Raw genomic sequence first — 16118 nt, forward strand, 5'->3', positions numbered from 1 at the left:
CGCACCACAATCGCGGCCAGATCCCTGACCGGAAAGGGCAATTTGCTGCGGCGCAGCAGTTGACGCGGTCATATTTACAGATTTTTAACGCCCATGGTACGGTCCGGCCCACGTTGCAACAGCAGCGGCGTGGTGGCGTGAGCGCAGCCCGCTTTCGACACCAAGGGCTAACCCTATTTCTGGAGGTTTCCAAGTGATTCAACGCAATCAATTCAAGCGTTCGGCGCTCGCGCTCGCGATCGGTTTGACGATGGCCGGCGCCATTCAGGCGCAGACCAACACGGCTGGTGCGGTCAGTGGCCAGGCCAAGGCCGGAGATACCATCACCGTCACGAGTTCCACAACCGGCCTTACGCGCACAGTTACGGTGGGCAGTGATGGAGTCTATCGCATGGCGCAGCTGCCGACTGGCAGCTACAAGCTCACGCGCAACGGCAGCGAAGCGCGGGACATTCGGATCAGCGTCGGTACCACGACGAACATCGACTTCTCCGAGGCGACTTCGCTGGAAACTGTCACAGTGACGGGTGGTGCCATCAACCCGATCGACATCTCGTCGGTCGAGTCTACGGTCGTGTTGACGGAAGCTCAGATCGACACCTTGCCTGTCGCTCGTGATACGACATCCATGGCACTGCTGGCTCCAGGAACTACACTGGGCGACAGCCGCTTGGGCGACGATCAGAAGCAGAACGGCAAGTTGGCTTCTTTCGGCGGATCGTCGGTCGCCGAGAACGTCTACTACATCAACGGTTTCAATGTCACCAACTTGATCAATGGCGTGGCGTTCAGCGAACTGCCGTTCGAAGCCATCTCCGAGACTCAGGTCAAGAACGGTGGCTACGGGGCGGAGTTCGGCCGATCGCTGGGTGGCGTAGTCAACGTCATCGGCAAGCGTGGTTCGAACGAGTGGCATTTTGGCGGAAACGCGATCTACTCGCCGGACAGCATGCGCAGCAGTTCCATCCGCTTCGTTCCGGCGAATCCCGATGAAGCAGACGGACAGTGGGCTGCCGTCAATACCGATAGCTACAGCGACTCGATGATCTACAACGCGTACGCGAGCGGCCCGATCGTCGACGACAGGCTGTTCTTCTATGTGTTGGGCCAAGCGACAGATACCAACCAAAGGTCGTTCAGCAACGTGACACAGTCGGAGACGACCTCCGACGCGCCGATGTTCTACGGCAACGTGAACTGGTACATCACCGACAACCATATCCTGGAGGTCACGGCCTTCCGCGATCGCGAAGAACAGGAGGTGGGAACGTGGAATTCGGTAACTCCCTATGGCCGCGAACGGGCAAGTGCCCTGCTGCCGGATGCGTACCAGTATGGCGGTGACAACTACATCGCCAAATGGACGGGCTATTTCGGCGACAACCTCACATTCAGCGCACTCTATGGCATCGGCAAGTACGACCACACGTCGCAGGTTGGTTCGGCGTCTTGCAACTACGTGTCGGATCGCCGCGCCGCGGTCACTGTCCGGCACGGTTGCTGGACGACGTCAGCCATCGACAATCCGGATGCGAACGAGGAGCGTGACGCATACCGAATCGACGGTGAGTGGCGGGTGAGCGACCACACTCTCCGTTTTGGTCTTGACAACGAACAGTACGACTTCCTGGGTGGCAGGCGCTACACGGGTGACGGCGGCGTACGTCTCATTCGCAGACTGGCACCTGGAGCCACGATCGCCAACTCTGGTTACACCAATACGACCGGCGCTCCGTTGGACTACGTTTCGATTCGCACGTTCCGCAACGGGGGCGTGTTTACGCTGGAAAATTCAGCATGGTATGTCGAGGACACTTGGCAGATCACGGACAACTTCCTGGCCTACGGCGGTATCCGCAACGAGTCGTTCACGAACAAGAACGATCAGGGAATGGATTTCATCAAGATCGACAATACTTGGGCGCCGCGGCTCGGTTTCTCGTGGGACGTGCGTGGCGATGCGTCGCTGAAACTCTTCGGTAACGCAGGGCGCTACTACATTCCGGTCATGGGCAACACCAACCTGCGCCTTTCCGGCACCGAGTACGACGTGACTCAGTGGTTTGCATTCGATGGAACCTTCAGCAACGACATCTACGAGAACCCGGGCCTGGGCGCGCAATTGGGTAACACCTTTGTGGCTTCGGATGGCCTGCCGAAGGATCCGCGCACCGTTGTGGATCCAGACATCAAGCCCATGTTTCAGGACGAATACATCCTTGGCTTCCAGATGCAGCTCAGCGACAACTGGGTGGGCGGCGTTCGTACGGTATACCGCGATCTCAGCACGGTCATGGATGACTACTGCTCGTACTCGCAGCCATACGAGTGGGCCTTGGCAAATGGGTACTCCGAGGCAGAGGCCGATGTCATCGGCACCACGGTCACCCACTGCTTCCTGATGAACGTCGGCGAGGATCTGCACGCCAACGTGGACCTCGGGGGCGCCGACCTCACGTTGGTTACTATCCCTGCCGACGCACTGGGTCTTCCGAAGGCGAAGCGTACCTACAAGGCCGCGGAATTCTTCTTCGAACGCGTGTTCGACGGCAAGTGGACCGTTCAGGGCTCCTACACTTGGTCGAAGAGTTGGGGTAACACCGAAGGCTACGTCAAGTCCGATATCGGGCAGGATGATGCGGGTATTTCCGCGGGGTACGACTATCCGTCTTTGGCCGACGGCGGCTTGGGTTATCTGCCTAATGATCGGCGTCACGCCGTCAAGGTATTTGGCTCATACCAAGTCAATGACGAATGGCGCCTGGGCGCCAATGTCTTGATCCAGAGTGGTCGTCCGCTGAACTGCCTCGGCGCGGTTCCGCAAAACGAGGATGGCACCTGGGGTGACGGACATTGGCTGGAAGAGGGCTATGCGGGCTACGCGATGTACTGCAACGGTGAGCTCGTTCCGCGCGGTACCGCTGGTCGTCTGCAGTGGCAGCACAACTTCGGCCTGAACGTGACTTATCAGCCAGAATGGCTGGAAGGCCTGCGTCTGTCGGCTGACGTGTTCAACCTCACCAATGATCGTGAAGTGACCGCGGTGAATGAGCAGTGCGAGTTCGAGTTCGGCGCCACCGATCCGGGTTGCTACCGGCCGCTGTCGCTGGTTCCGGCGCGCTCCGTGCGGTTCACGGTCGAATTCGACTACTGATCGACGTTGTTGCCTGATGCAGTACTCTTGGCGGCCCCACTCGTGGGGCCGCCTTTTTTCTGTCCCCTGTGATTGACTCGTACCGAAACGCCCATTCCGATGCCCTGCGTGCGGCCGCGACACTCCCTCGGAGCGTCGATGAGGCTCGGGCGGTGATGAACCGTCTGCGTGCGTTCAATCTTGCCGAACAGATGTTCGCCTACGTCGATCGACTGGGCCCGATCGAACGCTTGCCCATTCCCGTGTTGTTGACCGCGGCGAGAAACGTCAGCGCACTGGGAGATCAGGCACGTGCGCTGAAGTATCTGGACGAGGCGAAACGGGCAGACCCCGACTTCCCGCCGACGCTCCTGTCGAGGGGGCAGGTATTGATGTTTCTGGGACGGTTCGAGGAGTGCACGCGTGAGATCCGACTTTGCATGCGTCGGGCGCCGGAACTCGGGCAGGGCTGGTGGCTGCTATCGAAGAACCTGCAGGTAGCGGACGCCGGAGAGGTCGTTCGCGGGGTACGGCGGCAGCTGCAAACGCGTTCCCATGGGCCGGTGGACCAGGCCATGTTGGGCTTTGCCCTCCACTTGGCGCTGGATCACCTGGGTCAATTCGGGGATTCGTGGGAGGCCCTCGCGCGCGCATGCGTTGCGAAACGGAACACGTTGAACTACGTGGCTGAACAGAGTCGCCGGCTCGTGAACCGGCTCATCCAGAGCTGCTCACGTCCGGCGGAGGTAGTCAGAAGTCCACGCGGGGGCGGTACCGATCTTCATCGTGGGCATGCATCGTTCCGGGACCAGCCTGCTCGAATCCCTGCTGTCGGCACATCCTCAGGTCAAGGCGCTCGGTGAACTCTACGACTTCAGTCACGCACTGTGCTTCGCTGCGGATCATCGGTGCCAGGGCGTCGTCGACGAGACCATCGTCGATTGTGCGCAGACCATCGACCTTGGCGTCGTGGGGCGGCGTTACCTGGAGAGCGGCGCATGGCGCAGAGGCGCGGCGCGCCATTTCACGGACAAGTTGCCTTCAAACTTCCTCCACATTGGGTTCATCTGTCAGGCCTTGCCAGATGCAAAGATCTTGCACCTGGTGCGCGATCCCATGGAAACCTGCTTCTCCAATCTGCGCGAACTGTTTTCAGATGCCTGTGCCTACTCCTATGACCAGATCGAATTGGCTGACTACTATGCGGACTACCATCGCCTGATGGTGCATTGGCGCCAACGGTACCCCGGGCGCATCCACGATGTGTCGTACGCGGAGCTGACCCAAGATCCCGAGCGCACCCTACGCGAGGCAATGGCCTATTTGGGAATCGCATTCGAAGCGGGCATGCCCCGTTCCTTAGGACAGTCGGCGGTTGCGACTGCCAGCGCGGTCCAGGTGCGGAAGCAGGTCAGTCGACCCAGCATCGCCAAGTGGCGGGCCTACGAGGCCGAGATCCAGCCGCTGGCGCAGCGCTTGCGAGCGCTGGGCATGCTCCGCTGAGATCCTTTTGGGGTCGAGGTGGCTCACGGCACTGCCACCACCCGCACCTCGACGCGGATGCTGTCGCCGGGGTGATGGTCGGTGCGGGTGTGGTAGATGCGGCCGCGGTAGTCGTAGCGTACGTCGTATCCGACCACGCGTTCCTGGCGTTGGTATTCGGTGCGGGTTTCGCAGCGTTGCTCTTGATCGCGGACGTAGCGGCCGCCGACGTCGCGGTAGCGCGGGCGGTGCGCTTCGTCGTGGGCGATGGCTCCGCCGATGACGGCACCGGCGATGGTCGCGGCGCGGCGGCCGTCGCCATGGCCGACGGTGTTTCCGAGTGCGCCGCCGATCAGCGCGCCGAGCAAGGTGGCGCCGCTGCGGTCGCGGTGGCGGCGCGACTCGTAGCGATAGCGCGGCTCGTAGCGTTCGACCGGTTCGTTCCAGCAGACTTCGCGCGAGACCGGTTCGTCGACGTAGTCGATGATCGCGTCGACCGCGACGACGCGGGCCATCTCGTATTCCGGCAGGTCGTCATTCCAGGCGAACGCGCCGCCCGAGCACAGGACTGCGGCGAGCATAGGGAGCGACTGGGCGAAGATACGCATGAGGGTTCTCCTTGGGTGACAGCGTGCGTGGCCGGGATGCTGTGGTCGGCGGGCTGAATTCGCTCTGAATCCACGCGGGTTGGGGGCGACGGTGCCTGCCGGACATTCAGCTTCGCATTCCGGGCTTGACCGGCCGCAGTCCGAGGAAGACGATCCAAGCCTGACCCTGCGTTCGATCACCGACTGGTGGCCCCGATAGTCAGCGCTGTCGTGGTTGCCGGACCTCAACCCCCGGGAGGACTGCGCCATGCCTGGCTATACCAGCGAACAGATCCGCAACATCGCACTCGTCGGTCATTCCGACGCCGGCAAAACCACCTTGTTCGAAGCCCTGCTGCATGCCGGCGGCGCAATCCAGACGGCAGGCTCGGTCGAGCGCGGCACCACGGTGTCGGACCACGATCCGATGGAGCGCGAGCGCCAGCATTCGATCCAGACCTCGCTGGCCTCGATCGACCACGGCGGCATCCACGTCAATCTCGTCGATACCCCAGGCTATCCGGACTTCCGCGGCCAGACGCTGGCAGTGCTCGGTGCGGTCGAGACCTGCGCCGTGGTCGTCAATGCCGTGGCCGGCATCGAGTACAGCACCATGCGCATGATGGAGCACGCCAAGGCGCGGCGCCTGTGCCGGCTGATCGTGATCAACAAGATCGACCATGCCGATGCCGACCTGGAGTTGCTGGTTGAGCAGTTGCGCGAAGCTTTTGGCAACGAGTGCCTGCCGATCAACCTGCCCGCGAAGGGTCGTGCCGAAGTGGTCGACTGCTTCTTCAAGCCCGATGGCGCATCCGACTTCTCTTCGGTTGCGGCCGCGCACCAGCGCATCATCGACCAGGTCGTCGAGATCAACGAGACGGTGATGGGGCATTACCTGGAGGAGGGCGAGTCGGGATTGTCCGGTCAGGAACTGCACGATGCTTTCGAGCAGTGCCTGCGCGAGGGGCATCTGGTGCCGATCTGCTTTGTTTCCGCACGCAGTGGCGCTGGCGTACGCGAATTGCTCGACCTGTTCGAGAAGCTGATGCCGCATCCGGGCGAGGCCAATCCGCCGTTGTTCGTGCGCGGCAGCGGCGCCGATGCCGAACCGTTCCGCTCCGAGCCCGATGCCGGCAAACACGTCATCGCCGACGTCTTCAAGATCGTCAACGACCCCTTCGTCGGCAAGCTCGGCGTGTTCCGCGTCTACCAGGGCACGGTGCGCCGCGACACCCAGTTGTTCGTCGACGACGGCAAGAAGCCGTTCAAGGTCGGGCACCTGTTCAAGCTGCGCGGCAAGGAGCATGTCGAGATCGACGATGCCATTCCGGGCGACATCGCCGCCGTGGCCAAGGTCGACGAGATGCACTTCGATGCGGTGCTGCACGATTCGCACGACGAAGACCAGATCCACCTGAAGCCGCTGGATTTCCCGCAGCCGATGTTCGGGCTGGCGATCGAACCTGCGACCAAGGGCCAGGAGCAGAAGCTGGCGACGGCGCTGCACAAGTTGTCCGAGGAGGACCCGTGCTTCCGCATCGAGCACAACAAGGAACTGAACGAAACGGTGATCCGCGGCCTCGGCGAGTTGCACTTGCGGGTGATGCTCGAGCGCATGAAGGACCGCTATCAGGTCGAGGTGAAATCGCGCCCGCCGCGCATCGCCTATCGCGAGACCATCAGCGCCAAGGCCGATGGCCATCATCGCCACAAGAAGCAGACCGGCGGCGCCGGGCAGTTCGGCGAAGTGTTCCTGCGCATCGAGCCGCTGTCGCGCGGCGAGGGTTTCGATTTCGTCGACGACACCGTCGGCGGCTCCATTCCCGGCCAGTACCTGCCGGCGATCGAGAAGGGCGTGCGCCAGGTGCTGGAACACGGCGCGGTTGCCGGCTACCTGCTGCAGGACGTGCGCGTGATCGTCTACGACGGCAAGCATCATCCGGTCGATTCCAAGGAAGTCGCGTTCGTGTCGGCCGGCAAGAAGGCGTTTCTGGATGCGATCAGCAAGGCGCGGCCGATGGTGCTGGAGCCGATCGTCAATCTCGACGTCGAAGTGCCCGACCATTGCATGGGTGACGTCACCGGCGGGCTCGCGACCAAACGTGCGCGCATCAACGGCACCGACGCCGGTCGCGGTGGCGAGATCATCATCAAGGCGCAGGTGCCGCTGGCCGAGGTCACCGAGTACTCGAACGAACTGAAGGCGGTCAGCGGCGGTCGCGGCCGCTATGCGATCGAGTTCAGTCACTACGAAGCGGTTCCGGGCAACATCCAGAAGCAGCTGATGGAAGCTTACAAGCCGCGCGTCGAGGAAGACTGACTTGATCTCGCCGACAGAGGAGAACGCCCCGCTGCTGGACCCGCGCCTGCAATTCCCGGTCCACACGCTGCCAAACGAGCGCGTGGTCTGGAGCGGCAGCGCCGACGCACGCGCGTATCGCGCCGCGTTGTTGCGCGCGGTGTGGGCAATCGCCGCGTTCGCGTTGCTGGCGCTGTTCGTCGTCCACAATGGAATCGATGTCGATGCGCCCTGCGCCCGGTCGGACGAAATCGCCAGCAAGGCAGCGAGCGATCGCGATTGCAGCGCGAGCGTGCGCACCGAGCGGGCGGAAAGGTTGCGCGCGTTTCAACGCGGCGCCACCAGACTCGCGCTGGGGGCCATCGCCGCGGCGCTCCTGCTGCAGTGGATCGCCAACGCGCTGCGGCGCCGCCATCTGGCAACACGGCGGCATGCTCGCGAACGCGATCGAGCTGTGGGGCCTGCCGGTCCAGGACCCGGCCCTGTCGCAACTGCTGAACGTTTGGCTGCCGCGTTCGCGACGCTAGTTGTCGGTGTCCCGCCCCAGTGCGTCGGCGAGCGGTTGCAATTGCTGTGCGTAGCGGCGCCAGCCGCCAATGTTGCGACTGTGAATCGGCTCGCGTACCTGTACGCTACTCGCGGTCGACACGATTTTATTGCTGACTTCCACATGCACCAGATCGGATGAGTAGGGTAGTTCGAGATATTGCATTACTCGCTGCGTCTGGAGTTCTGGTTCGGTGACCAGATCTTCGTAGCGGAGGTCGAGGATTCGCCCGGGTGCGATCTCCTGCCAGTGCTCCATAAGGCGCGCATAGTTGCGATGGTGCGCGGCCAGTTCGTGCAGGTCGTAGCTGTAGGCATAGGCATTTGCCGCAAACAATTCCTTGAGGTTTGAGAAGCAAGCGTCGAGCGGATCACGCCGCAGGTGGATTATGCGGGCGTGTGGCAGAGCCCTGAGGATCGCGCCGATCATCACGAAGTTACCGGGGTTCTTGTCAGTGAAGAAGGGAGCACCCGGCGCGCGCCATTTCACGTGCTCCAGATACCGGCGGCCGAACAGATGGAAGTCGACTGTTCCAATTTCGGCCAGCGAACGCGCATCAAAATAGCCTGGGCAGTAGTAGTCGGTCACCCACTTGTACTGCATGCGCAAGTCGTTGAGCTCGCCACACAACGCGATCGCATCACTGTTGCCCAATATGCGCTCGAGCAGGGTCGTGCCCGTGCGCGGCATTCCGACGATGAAGATTGGCGTGCTCTCTTCCGGAAGCGTCACCTGGGGAGGAGGCAGGCTTGGGAATGCATTCATGACTAGGTCGAAAAGCTTGGTCTCGGTAGCGACATCGTGTCTTATGGTGCGTCGCTTGGAGCGAAATCCGTGTTCGAGCGAATTCCACGCTGCAACATCGTCTCCCAGCATTTCCAGCTCGCGGTACTGCGCGTACTCCAGGTAGCAGCGGTCTGCGTCGGTCGGCACGCCTCCGGTGATTAGGGCTTGGATCCGATTCGCGCGTCGCGCAGCCCCTGCTACGCGACCGAGAAAGGCGAGCGCCCAGTGCGAATGGCAGTATTCCGACTTCAGTGCAATGCTTCGCTCGAAGGCTCGTTCGGCGTCATCCATGCGGCCCATGAATTTCATGGCGTTGCCACGGAAATAGGCTGTTAGGAAGGTCTCGCCTCCCCGCGACTCCACCTCTTCAAGGAACTGTAGCGCTACCCCGTGCTGTTCCAGCAACGTCAATTGCTGTGCTAAGTCGAAGAGGACCGACGATTCTTGGATGCTGGCGGTATCCATATCGTTGATGGTCTTCAATGCGGCGCCAGTTTCCCCTAGGCTGATCAAGCGGAGAGCAATCGCTGCGATCAATGTTGCCGGTTGTCGCGTGGCATGTTCGCTGGCGCGCAGGAGATCACGTACCGCTAGCCGCAGTTGCCCCCCGGAGAAGGCGATGGTGGAGAGAAGCAGATGTGCCGGAGCAAACGTTGGCGCTTGCTGCAGTGCCTGTCTCGCGAACTTCACCGATTCGGACAGGTTTCCGATCGCGAAGGCATCCTCGGCCATCTGGTATGCGTGCAGGACTTCGTGACGCGCGGTCGAGTGCGTGGCTGCGACCGCGGTTGCGCCCAAGTCCACGTGACGCCCTCCCTCTGGACTACTGAGCGCCGCCAAAACTCTGGCTGGTGGCGCCGGCGGCGAAGCGCTTGGGCACCTTGTCGGCGTCGAGCAGGCGTTCGATGCGCGCGAACAGCTCGGGGCGCGAGAACGGCTTTTTCATGAAGTCGTCGGCACCGATGCGCTGGGCGTAGAACTGCTCGGTGGCCTGCTCGTTGCCGCTCATCATGATCACCGGAATGTCTTTGGTGCCCGGCTCGCGGCGCAGCGTGCGCAACGCGGTGAAACCGTTCATGCCCGGCAACACGATGTCGAGGAAGACCAAGTCCGGGTGTTCCTGACGGGCGATCTGGATGCCCGCCTCCGCGGTCTCGGCTTCGAGCACGATGTACTGGTTCTGTTCGAGGTAGCGACGCAGCACCGCCAGCACCGTGGTCGAGTCATCGATGACCAGCACGCGCGTGCCTTCGCGGGCGCCACCGCGGCCGCCCTCGCGACGCTCCGGCGCCAGCACGGTCTTGCCGGTGGCGGTGACCACAGTCCGGTGCGCTGCGGGCTTGCTGCCCCCGAACAAGCGCTTGAAGAACCCAGAAAAACCCATTGAATGCCCCCGGATACACCTTCTATCGACCGTATTCGCGGCGAGCCCGTCATGCGGACACGCACAGTGTCGCAGAGGCGCCGCCCGGACTGAAGCCCCGGGCGGCACTTTCGAGATCAGGTATGTGCCAGTTTGCGCAGCAGTGGCGTCGCCAGCAGCATCAGGCCGCCGGCGATCACGCCGATCCACATCAGGTCGCCGAACACATCAGCGTACACGAGCAGGGCCTTCGCCTTGTCGAAACTGCCGTCGGCGTTGGGTTCGATCGAGGCCCAGGTGCCGAAGCGTCCGGCGATCATCTCGCCGAAGGCCGAGGCCAGGAACCACGCGCCCATCATCATGCCGACCACGCGCGGCACCGACAGCGTGGTAACCGCCGAGAGTCCGATCGGCGACAGCACCATCTCGCCGAGCACCAGGATCGCGTAGGCGGCGATCATCCACCACAGGCTGACCAGGCCGTCGCTGCCGGCGTTGCGCGCGGTGATCATCAGCAGGCCGGTGCCGAGCCCGCAGAAGATGAGTCCCCAGCCGAACTTGGCCGGCAGGCTGGGGTTGAGTCCGAGTTTGTCCAGGCGCGGCCACAACCAGGCAAAGATCGGGCTGAACAGGATCACGAAGATCGCCCCGAAAGACGTGGTCTGCCCGGCGGTCCACTCGACGCCGAAAGTGGTGCGATCCATGGCGCGCTCGGCGAACGCGACCCAGGTGCCGTAGCTCTGCTCGTAGATGCCCCAGAACAGCGCGCTGATCGCGATCAGCACCATCAGCACGATCATCTTGCCGCGCTCAGTGGCGTCGATGCCGCTGAACAGGAACTTGAGGAACCACACGAACAAGCCAAGGCCCATGACCACCGCGACCACTTCGGTCAGCGTCACCTCGTGACCGCCGGCGAGCGCGGTCAATGCGCTGAGCTCGATCTTGGTTTGCAGGATCTTCCAGACCGCGACGGTGGTGATCAGGCCGGCGAGGTAGATGAAGAACTCGCGCGGCATACCGAATACCGGTTCGCGCAGGTTGGCCGGGTGCGGCGGCTCGGCCTGGCCCATCAGATGCTTCTGCCCCCAGATGAACTGCACCAGGCCGCCGGCCATCATCACGCCGCTGAGCGCGAATCCGTAGCCCCAGCCGTAGTTCTCGCCGATGTAGGCGACGATCAGCGAGGACAGCGCGGCGCCGACGTTGATGCCCATGTAGAAGATGGTGAAGCCGGAATCGCGGCGCGGATCGTTGTCGGCGTAGAGTCGCCCGACGATGGTCGAGATGTTGGGCTTGAGGAAGCCGACGCCGACCGCGATCAGCGCCAGCGACAGGTACATGATCTGGATCGCGAGCGTGTCGCGGGTCGCGGCGCCGACCGACCCGGTCGCCGGATCGCCGGTCCAGGCCATGCCGAGTTGGCCGAGGACCAGCAGCGCCCCGCCGAACAGCACCGCCTTGCGCATCCCGAGCCAGCGGTCGGCGATCATGCCGCCGAGCAGCGGCAGCGCATAGGCGAGGCCAGCGTAGGTGCCGAGCAGCACGTAGCCGTCGCTGTCGTTGAACAGGTGGTACTTGGTCAGGTACAGGAACAGCAGCGCCTTCATGCCGTAGAACGCGAAACGCTCCCACATCTCGGTCATGAAACAGACGTACAGGCCTTTCGGATGACCGAGCAATTCGTTCGACGCGACAGCATTCATGGGCGATTCCGGGACCAGGGACGCCGGAGTATGCCGGCCACACCGCCAGCACGGCCAGTCCCGCGGTGCTTGGACAGCCCGGCGCGGGCGACTACGATGCCGGTCCCGTTCGTGAGGAGTCCTGCCATGCGTGTGCTTGCCCTGGGCGCGTTCGCGCTCGTTGCCGCCGGATCGGTGTTTGCCGAACCGCGTGGATTCAAGGTCGATGACCTGGTCAATCTCGACCGCGTCGCCGATCCGCGTCTGTCGCCGGATGGCCGCCAGGTTGCGTTCCAGTTGCGCGAGACCGACTACGCCGCGAACAAGGGCGTGCAGAGTCTGTGGCTGGTGCCGGCGGATGGCTCCGCCGCGCCCCGGCGGCTCACCGCGAAGGGCGTGACCTCGGTCGGCCCGCGCTGGGCGCAGGACAGCAAATCGATCTACTTCCTCTCGCCGCGCTCGGGCTCGATGCAAGTCTGGAACCTGTCGCTCGCCGGTGGTGAGGCGAGCCAGGTCAGCGACTATCCGCTCGATGTCGGCACGTTCCAGCTGTCGCCGAGCGGCAAGCAACTGGCGATCACGTTCGAGGTGTTCAACGACTGCGACACGCTCGAGTGCAGCAAGAAGCGCCTCGACGACATGGCCGCGACCAAGGCCAGTGGCAAGGTGTTCGACAAGCTGTTCATGCGCCACTGGGATACCTGGTCGGACGGTCGTCGCAGCCAGCTGTTCGTTGCCGACCTCGGCGCCGACGGCCGCGCCGAAGCCGCACCGGCCTGGGTCAGCAAGGGCATCGACGGTGATGTGCCGTCCAAACCGTTCGGCGATGAGACCGAATACACCTTTGCACCGGATGGACAAAGCCTGGTGTTCGCCGCGCGCATCGCCGGCAAGACCGAGGCCTGGAGCACCAACTTCGACCTGTATTCAACGCCGGCCAGCGGCGCGATGGCGCCGGTCAACCTCACGGCCGCGAATCAAGCGTGGGACAGCTACCCGCTGTTCTCGCGCGACGGCAAGACGCTGTACTACCTCGCCATGAGCCGCCCGACCTTCGAGGCCGACCGCTTCCAGATCAAGGCGCGCGACCTCGCCACCGGCGTCACCCGCGACCTCGCGGCCGACTGGGATCGCTCCGCCGGCCCGCTGCAACTCTCGGCCGACGGCAAGACGCTCTACACCAGCAGCGATTCCGACGGCGAACACCCGGTGTTCGCGATCGATGCGAAGTCGGGCAAGGTCCGCGACCTGACCGGTGCCGGCAACATCGCCGCGTTCTCGATCGGGCCGAACGGCTACGTGTTCGCGCGCGACACGCTGACTTCGCCGGTACACCTGTTCGCGCGCAACGCCAAGAACGCGAGCGAGAAACAGCTGACGAACTTCAACACCGACAAGCTCGCCGGCATCACCATGGGCGCACCCGAGTTCTTCGAGTTCAAGGGCTTCAACGACGAACGTGTCGAGGGCTACGTGGTCAAGCCGTGGAATTTCGAAGCGGGCAAGAAGTACCCGATCGCCTTCCTCGTGCATGGCGGACCGCAGGGCGCCTTCGGCAACGATTGGCACTACCGCTGGAATCCGCAGACCTACGCTGGCGCCGGCTTCGCGGTGATCGCGATCAACTTCCATGGCTCCACCGGCTACGGCCAGAAGTTCACCGACTCGATCTCCGGCGACTGGGGCGGCAAGCCGCTCGAAGACCTCAAGAAAGGCATGGCCGCCGCGGTGGCGAAGTACGACTGGCTCGACGGCGGCAAAGCCTGCGCGCTCGGCGGTTCCTACGGCGGCTACATGATGAACTGGATCGCCGGCAACTGGACCGACGGCTTCGACTGCCTGGTCAGCCACGCCGGCATTTTCGACAACCGCTTCATGGGCTACAGCACCGAAGAGCTCTGGTTCGACGAGTGGGAGATGCAGGGCACGCCCTACGAGCAGCCGGCCAACTACGAGCGCCACAATCCGGTCAACCACGTCAGGACTGGAAGATCCCGACCATGGTCGTGCACGGCGCGCTCGACTACCGCGTCCCGGTCGAGGAAGGCATCGCCCTGTTCACCGCGTTGCAGCGCCGCGGCATCGAATCGAAGTTCCTGTTCTTCCCGGACGAGAACCACTGGGTACTGAAGCCGCACAACTCGGTGCAGTGGCACAACGAGGTCAATGCCTGGTTGAAGGCGCATCTTCAGTAAGCGCCCGCATCCGCGTCCAACACCCGGCGGGGCCAAGCGGCCCCGTCGCGGTCCCGCCCGCCCGCCAGTCAAGACCCTGGCGCAAAAACTCAAAGCGTTCGACCCGAAGCTGCACGGTGGCGAAATGCTGGCGGCGGCACCGGTCGGCAAGGAGTTTCGATGAGGGGTGCAGCGGTTCAGTGGTCCGCGCGGAACTCAAATGGATTGAGCACGTCGACGTCGAGTGCTGCGAAGTCGACCGAATTCCTCGTGACGACGATGAGGCCATGCGCCTTCGCTGTTGCCGCGATCAAGGCATCCTCATACAGCGTTTCAGACTTGCGGTGCATGAGTCGCGCCCAGCGACGGAAGGCCGCACCATCCACGGGTAGGATGCTGTAGCTATTGGCGACGAGATCCAGCCAGGCTTCGATTTCGTTCGCTTTGACTGCATCTTGTTCTCGGGTGATTTCGATGCCGGCCTGGATTTCGCCGAGTGTCACCGCGGATAGGTGGAGATGGGCGTCGTCGACGGACTGGAGCCACGCCAAGACTGCGCCGTGCGGACGCGGCTTGCGCAGTTCGGAAACGACATTGGTGTCCAGCAAGTACATACGGTTTCAGCGCAGGTCGGCAACCTGCCGACGCTGCGCCGCGCCGCGCTCCGGAACGAGCGCTTCCGTGCGCGCCAATTCCGTCAACAACAAGTCCTTGAGCGAAGGGCGTCCCGCGCTCTGCAGGCGACGCCATGCATCGATCGGAACGAGCACCGCGGCTTCCGCGCCACGACGGGTCACGACCTGAGGCCCCGTTTCGATGCAAGCGTCCAGCAACTCGCTGAAGCGGGCCTCTGCATCCTGGACTGGCCAAGTGTGCATGGCGATCTCCTGAGCTGACTGGTGCGAAGACCAGTCTATGGGGCGAAGCCTTCCCCTTCAACCCGCTCCCGCGCGCCGCGCCCGCACAGCCTTCGCCAGATCGTCGAGCAGGGCTTCGGTGTGCGCCCAGCCGATGCAGGCGTCGGTGATCGAGACGCCGTAGGCTGGTGCACGGCCGGGCAACAGGTCCTGGCGGCCTTCGTGGAGGTGGCTTTCGATCATCACGCCGCTGATGCGCCGGTCGCCGTGCGCGAGCTGGTCGGCCACGTCGGCGCCGACGGCGAGTTGGCGGGCGTACTGCTTGCTCGAATTGGCGTGCGAGCAGTCGATCATCACCCGCTCCGGCAGCCCCGATGCGGCCAGTTCCGCGCAGGCGGCGGCGACGTGCGCGGCATCGTAGTTCGGTTGCTTGCCGCCACGCAGGATCAGATGGCAGTCGCGGTTGCCGGCAGTGGCGACGATGGCCGAGTGGCCGCCCTTGGTCACCGACAGGAAGTGATGCGGCGCCGCCGCGGCCTTGATCGCATCGACTGCGATGCGCAGATTGCCATCGGTGCCGTTCTTGAACCCGACCGGGCAGGACAACCCGGACGCGAGTTGTCGGTGCGACTGGCTCTCGGTGGTGCGCGCGCCGATCGCGCCCCAGGCCACCAGGTCAGCCGTGTATTGCGGCGAGATCAGGTCCAGGAACTCGGTCGCAGCCGGCAGCTCCAGCTCATTGATCGCGAGTAGCAGGCGCCGCGCCAGGCGCAGGCCGGTGTTGATGTCGTGGCTGTCGTCGAGGTGCGGGTCGTTGATCAGCCCCTTCCAGCCGACGGTCGTGCGCGGTTTTTCGAAGTAGACGCGCATCACCAGTTCCAACTCGTCGCCGAGCCGCGCACGCAGGCGCGCCAGTCGCTCGGCATAGTCGAGCGCGGCATCGGCGTCGTGGATCGAGCAGGGACCGACCACCGCCAGCAGGCGGTCATCGCGACCCTCGAGGATGCGATGGATGGCATCGCGCGCGTCGGCAGTCGTGGTGGCCGCGCGTGCGTTGCACGGGAACTCGCGGATCAGGTGCGCCGGCGGCGCCAGCTCGCGGATCGCGCGGATGCGCAGGTCATCGGTGGCGGGGACGGAGTGCGGCTGGACCAGTTTCAGGGACATCGACATGGCATGGCTCCTCGGGGATGGGGCTTCCCGGC

General features: G+C 63.6%; 11 protein-coding genes and 1 pseudogene. 5 read left to right on the forward strand and 7 right to left on the reverse strand.

The features are described 5' to 3' along the window. Positions 1-193: 193 nt before the first annotated feature. From IPG63_09810 to IPG63_09820, 3 genes are all read left to right on the forward strand, one after another. On the forward strand, positions 194-3154 hold the full coding sequence (locus IPG63_09810; protein ID MBK6727539.1) for a hypothetical protein: 2961 nt from the start codon (positions 194-196) through the stop codon (positions 3152-3154). Between the two features lie 155 nt (positions 3155-3309). After that, complete coding sequence (locus IPG63_09815) at positions 3310-3996, forward strand: hypothetical protein (protein MBK6727540.1); 687 nt, start codon at positions 3310-3312, stop codon at positions 3994-3996. After that, positions 3920-4636 carry a sulfotransferase gene (locus tag IPG63_09820; protein ID MBK6727541.1) on the forward strand — a complete coding sequence of 239 codons (717 nt, stop codon included), beginning with the start codon at positions 3920-3922 and terminating at the stop codon, positions 4634-4636. The genes IPG63_09815 and IPG63_09820 overlap by 77 nt, the downstream gene beginning before the upstream one ends. A 23-nt stretch (positions 4637-4659) precedes the next feature. Here the strand turns inward: IPG63_09820 and IPG63_09825 are convergent, their stop codons facing one another. After that, entirely contained in the window at positions 4660-5130 is a 471-nt protein-coding gene (locus IPG63_09825; GenBank protein ID MBK6727542.1) for a glycine zipper 2TM domain-containing protein, read from the reverse strand. Positions 5131-5470: 340 nt separating this feature from the next. Here IPG63_09825 and IPG63_09830 point away from each other — a divergent pair, with 340 nt between their 5' ends. Continuing rightward, the gene (locus IPG63_09830) at positions 5471-7522 is read left to right on the forward strand and encodes an elongation factor G (protein ID MBK6727543.1); all 2052 of its coding nucleotides are present in this window, start codon (positions 5471-5473) and stop codon (positions 7520-7522) included. 502 nt (positions 7523-8024) lie between these two features. On the opposite strand, the gene IPG63_09835 is transcribed toward IPG63_09830, so the two are convergent. From IPG63_09835 to IPG63_09845, 3 genes are all read right to left on the reverse strand, one after another. Beyond that, on the reverse strand, positions 8025-9638 hold the full coding sequence (locus IPG63_09835) for a sulfotransferase (protein MBK6727544.1): 1614 nt from the start codon (positions 9636-9638) through the stop codon (positions 8025-8027). Positions 9639-9657: 19 nt separating this feature from the next. Beyond that, entirely contained in the window at positions 9658-10218 is a 561-nt protein-coding gene (locus IPG63_09840) for a response regulator (protein MBK6727545.1), read from the reverse strand. 116 nt (positions 10219-10334) lie between these two features. Further along, a complete protein-coding gene (locus IPG63_09845) occupies positions 10335-11903 on the reverse strand; it encodes a peptide MFS transporter (GenBank protein MBK6727546.1) in 1569 nt (522 codons plus the stop codon). A 126-nt stretch (positions 11904-12029) separates the two neighbouring features. Between IPG63_09845 and IPG63_09850 the strand changes: the two are divergent. Then, a pseudogene (locus IPG63_09850) lies at positions 12030-14077 on the forward strand (S9 family peptidase). A 176-nt stretch (positions 14078-14253) separates the two neighbouring features. Here IPG63_09850 and IPG63_09855 read toward each other — a convergent pair. Genes IPG63_09855 through aroG form a run of 3 tightly spaced genes read right to left on the reverse strand, consistent with a single transcriptional unit; the run spans position 14254 to position 16080 of the window. Next, entirely contained in the window at positions 14254-14670 is a 417-nt protein-coding gene (locus IPG63_09855) for a type II toxin-antitoxin system VapC family toxin (protein MBK6727547.1), read from the reverse strand. Between the two features lie 6 nt (positions 14671-14676). Then, entirely contained in the window at positions 14677-14934 is a 258-nt protein-coding gene (locus tag IPG63_09860; GenBank protein ID MBK6727548.1) for a type II toxin-antitoxin system Phd/YefM family antitoxin, read from the reverse strand. Between the two features lie 57 nt (positions 14935-14991). Then, positions 14992-16080, reverse strand: a complete 1089-nt coding sequence (gene aroG / locus IPG63_09865; GenBank protein MBK6727549.1) for a 3-deoxy-7-phosphoheptulonate synthase AroG — start codon at positions 16078-16080, stop codon at positions 14992-14994. Between the last annotated feature and the right edge of the window lie 38 nt (positions 16081-16118).

The organism is Lysobacterales bacterium (genome assembly GCA_016703225.1).
In the GTDB taxonomy this organism is placed as follows: domain Bacteria; phylum Pseudomonadota; class Gammaproteobacteria; order Xanthomonadales; family Ahniellaceae; genus JADKHK01.

Coding starts and splice junctions, on each gene's coding strand:
- IPG63_09815 (MBK6727540.1), top strand. CDS start 3,310: ATGAACCGTCTGCGTGCGTTCAATCTTGCCGAACAGATGTTCGCCTAC.
- IPG63_09825 (MBK6727542.1), bottom strand. CDS start 5,130: ATGGCCCGCGTCGTCGCGGTCGACGCGATCATCGACTACGTCGACGAA.
- IPG63_09830 (MBK6727543.1), top strand. CDS start 5,471: ATGCCTGGCTATACCAGCGAACAGATCCGCAACATCGCACTCGTCGGT.
- IPG63_09840 (MBK6727545.1), bottom strand. CDS start 10,218: ATGGGTTTTTCTGGGTTCTTCAAGCGCTTGTTCGGGGGCAGCAAGCCC.
- IPG63_09845 (MBK6727546.1), bottom strand. CDS start 11,903: ATGAATGCTGTCGCGTCGAACGAATTGCTCGGTCATCCGAAAGGCCTG.
- IPG63_09855 (MBK6727547.1), bottom strand. CDS start 14,670: ATGTACTTGCTGGACACCAATGTCGTTTCCGAACTGCGCAAGCCGCGT.
- IPG63_09860 (MBK6727548.1), bottom strand. CDS start 14,934: ATGCACACTTGGCCAGTCCAGGATGCAGAGGCCCGCTTCAGCGAGTTG.
- aroG (MBK6727549.1), bottom strand. CDS start 16,080: ATGTCCCTGAAACTGGTCCAGCCGCACTCCGTCCCCGCCACCGATGAC.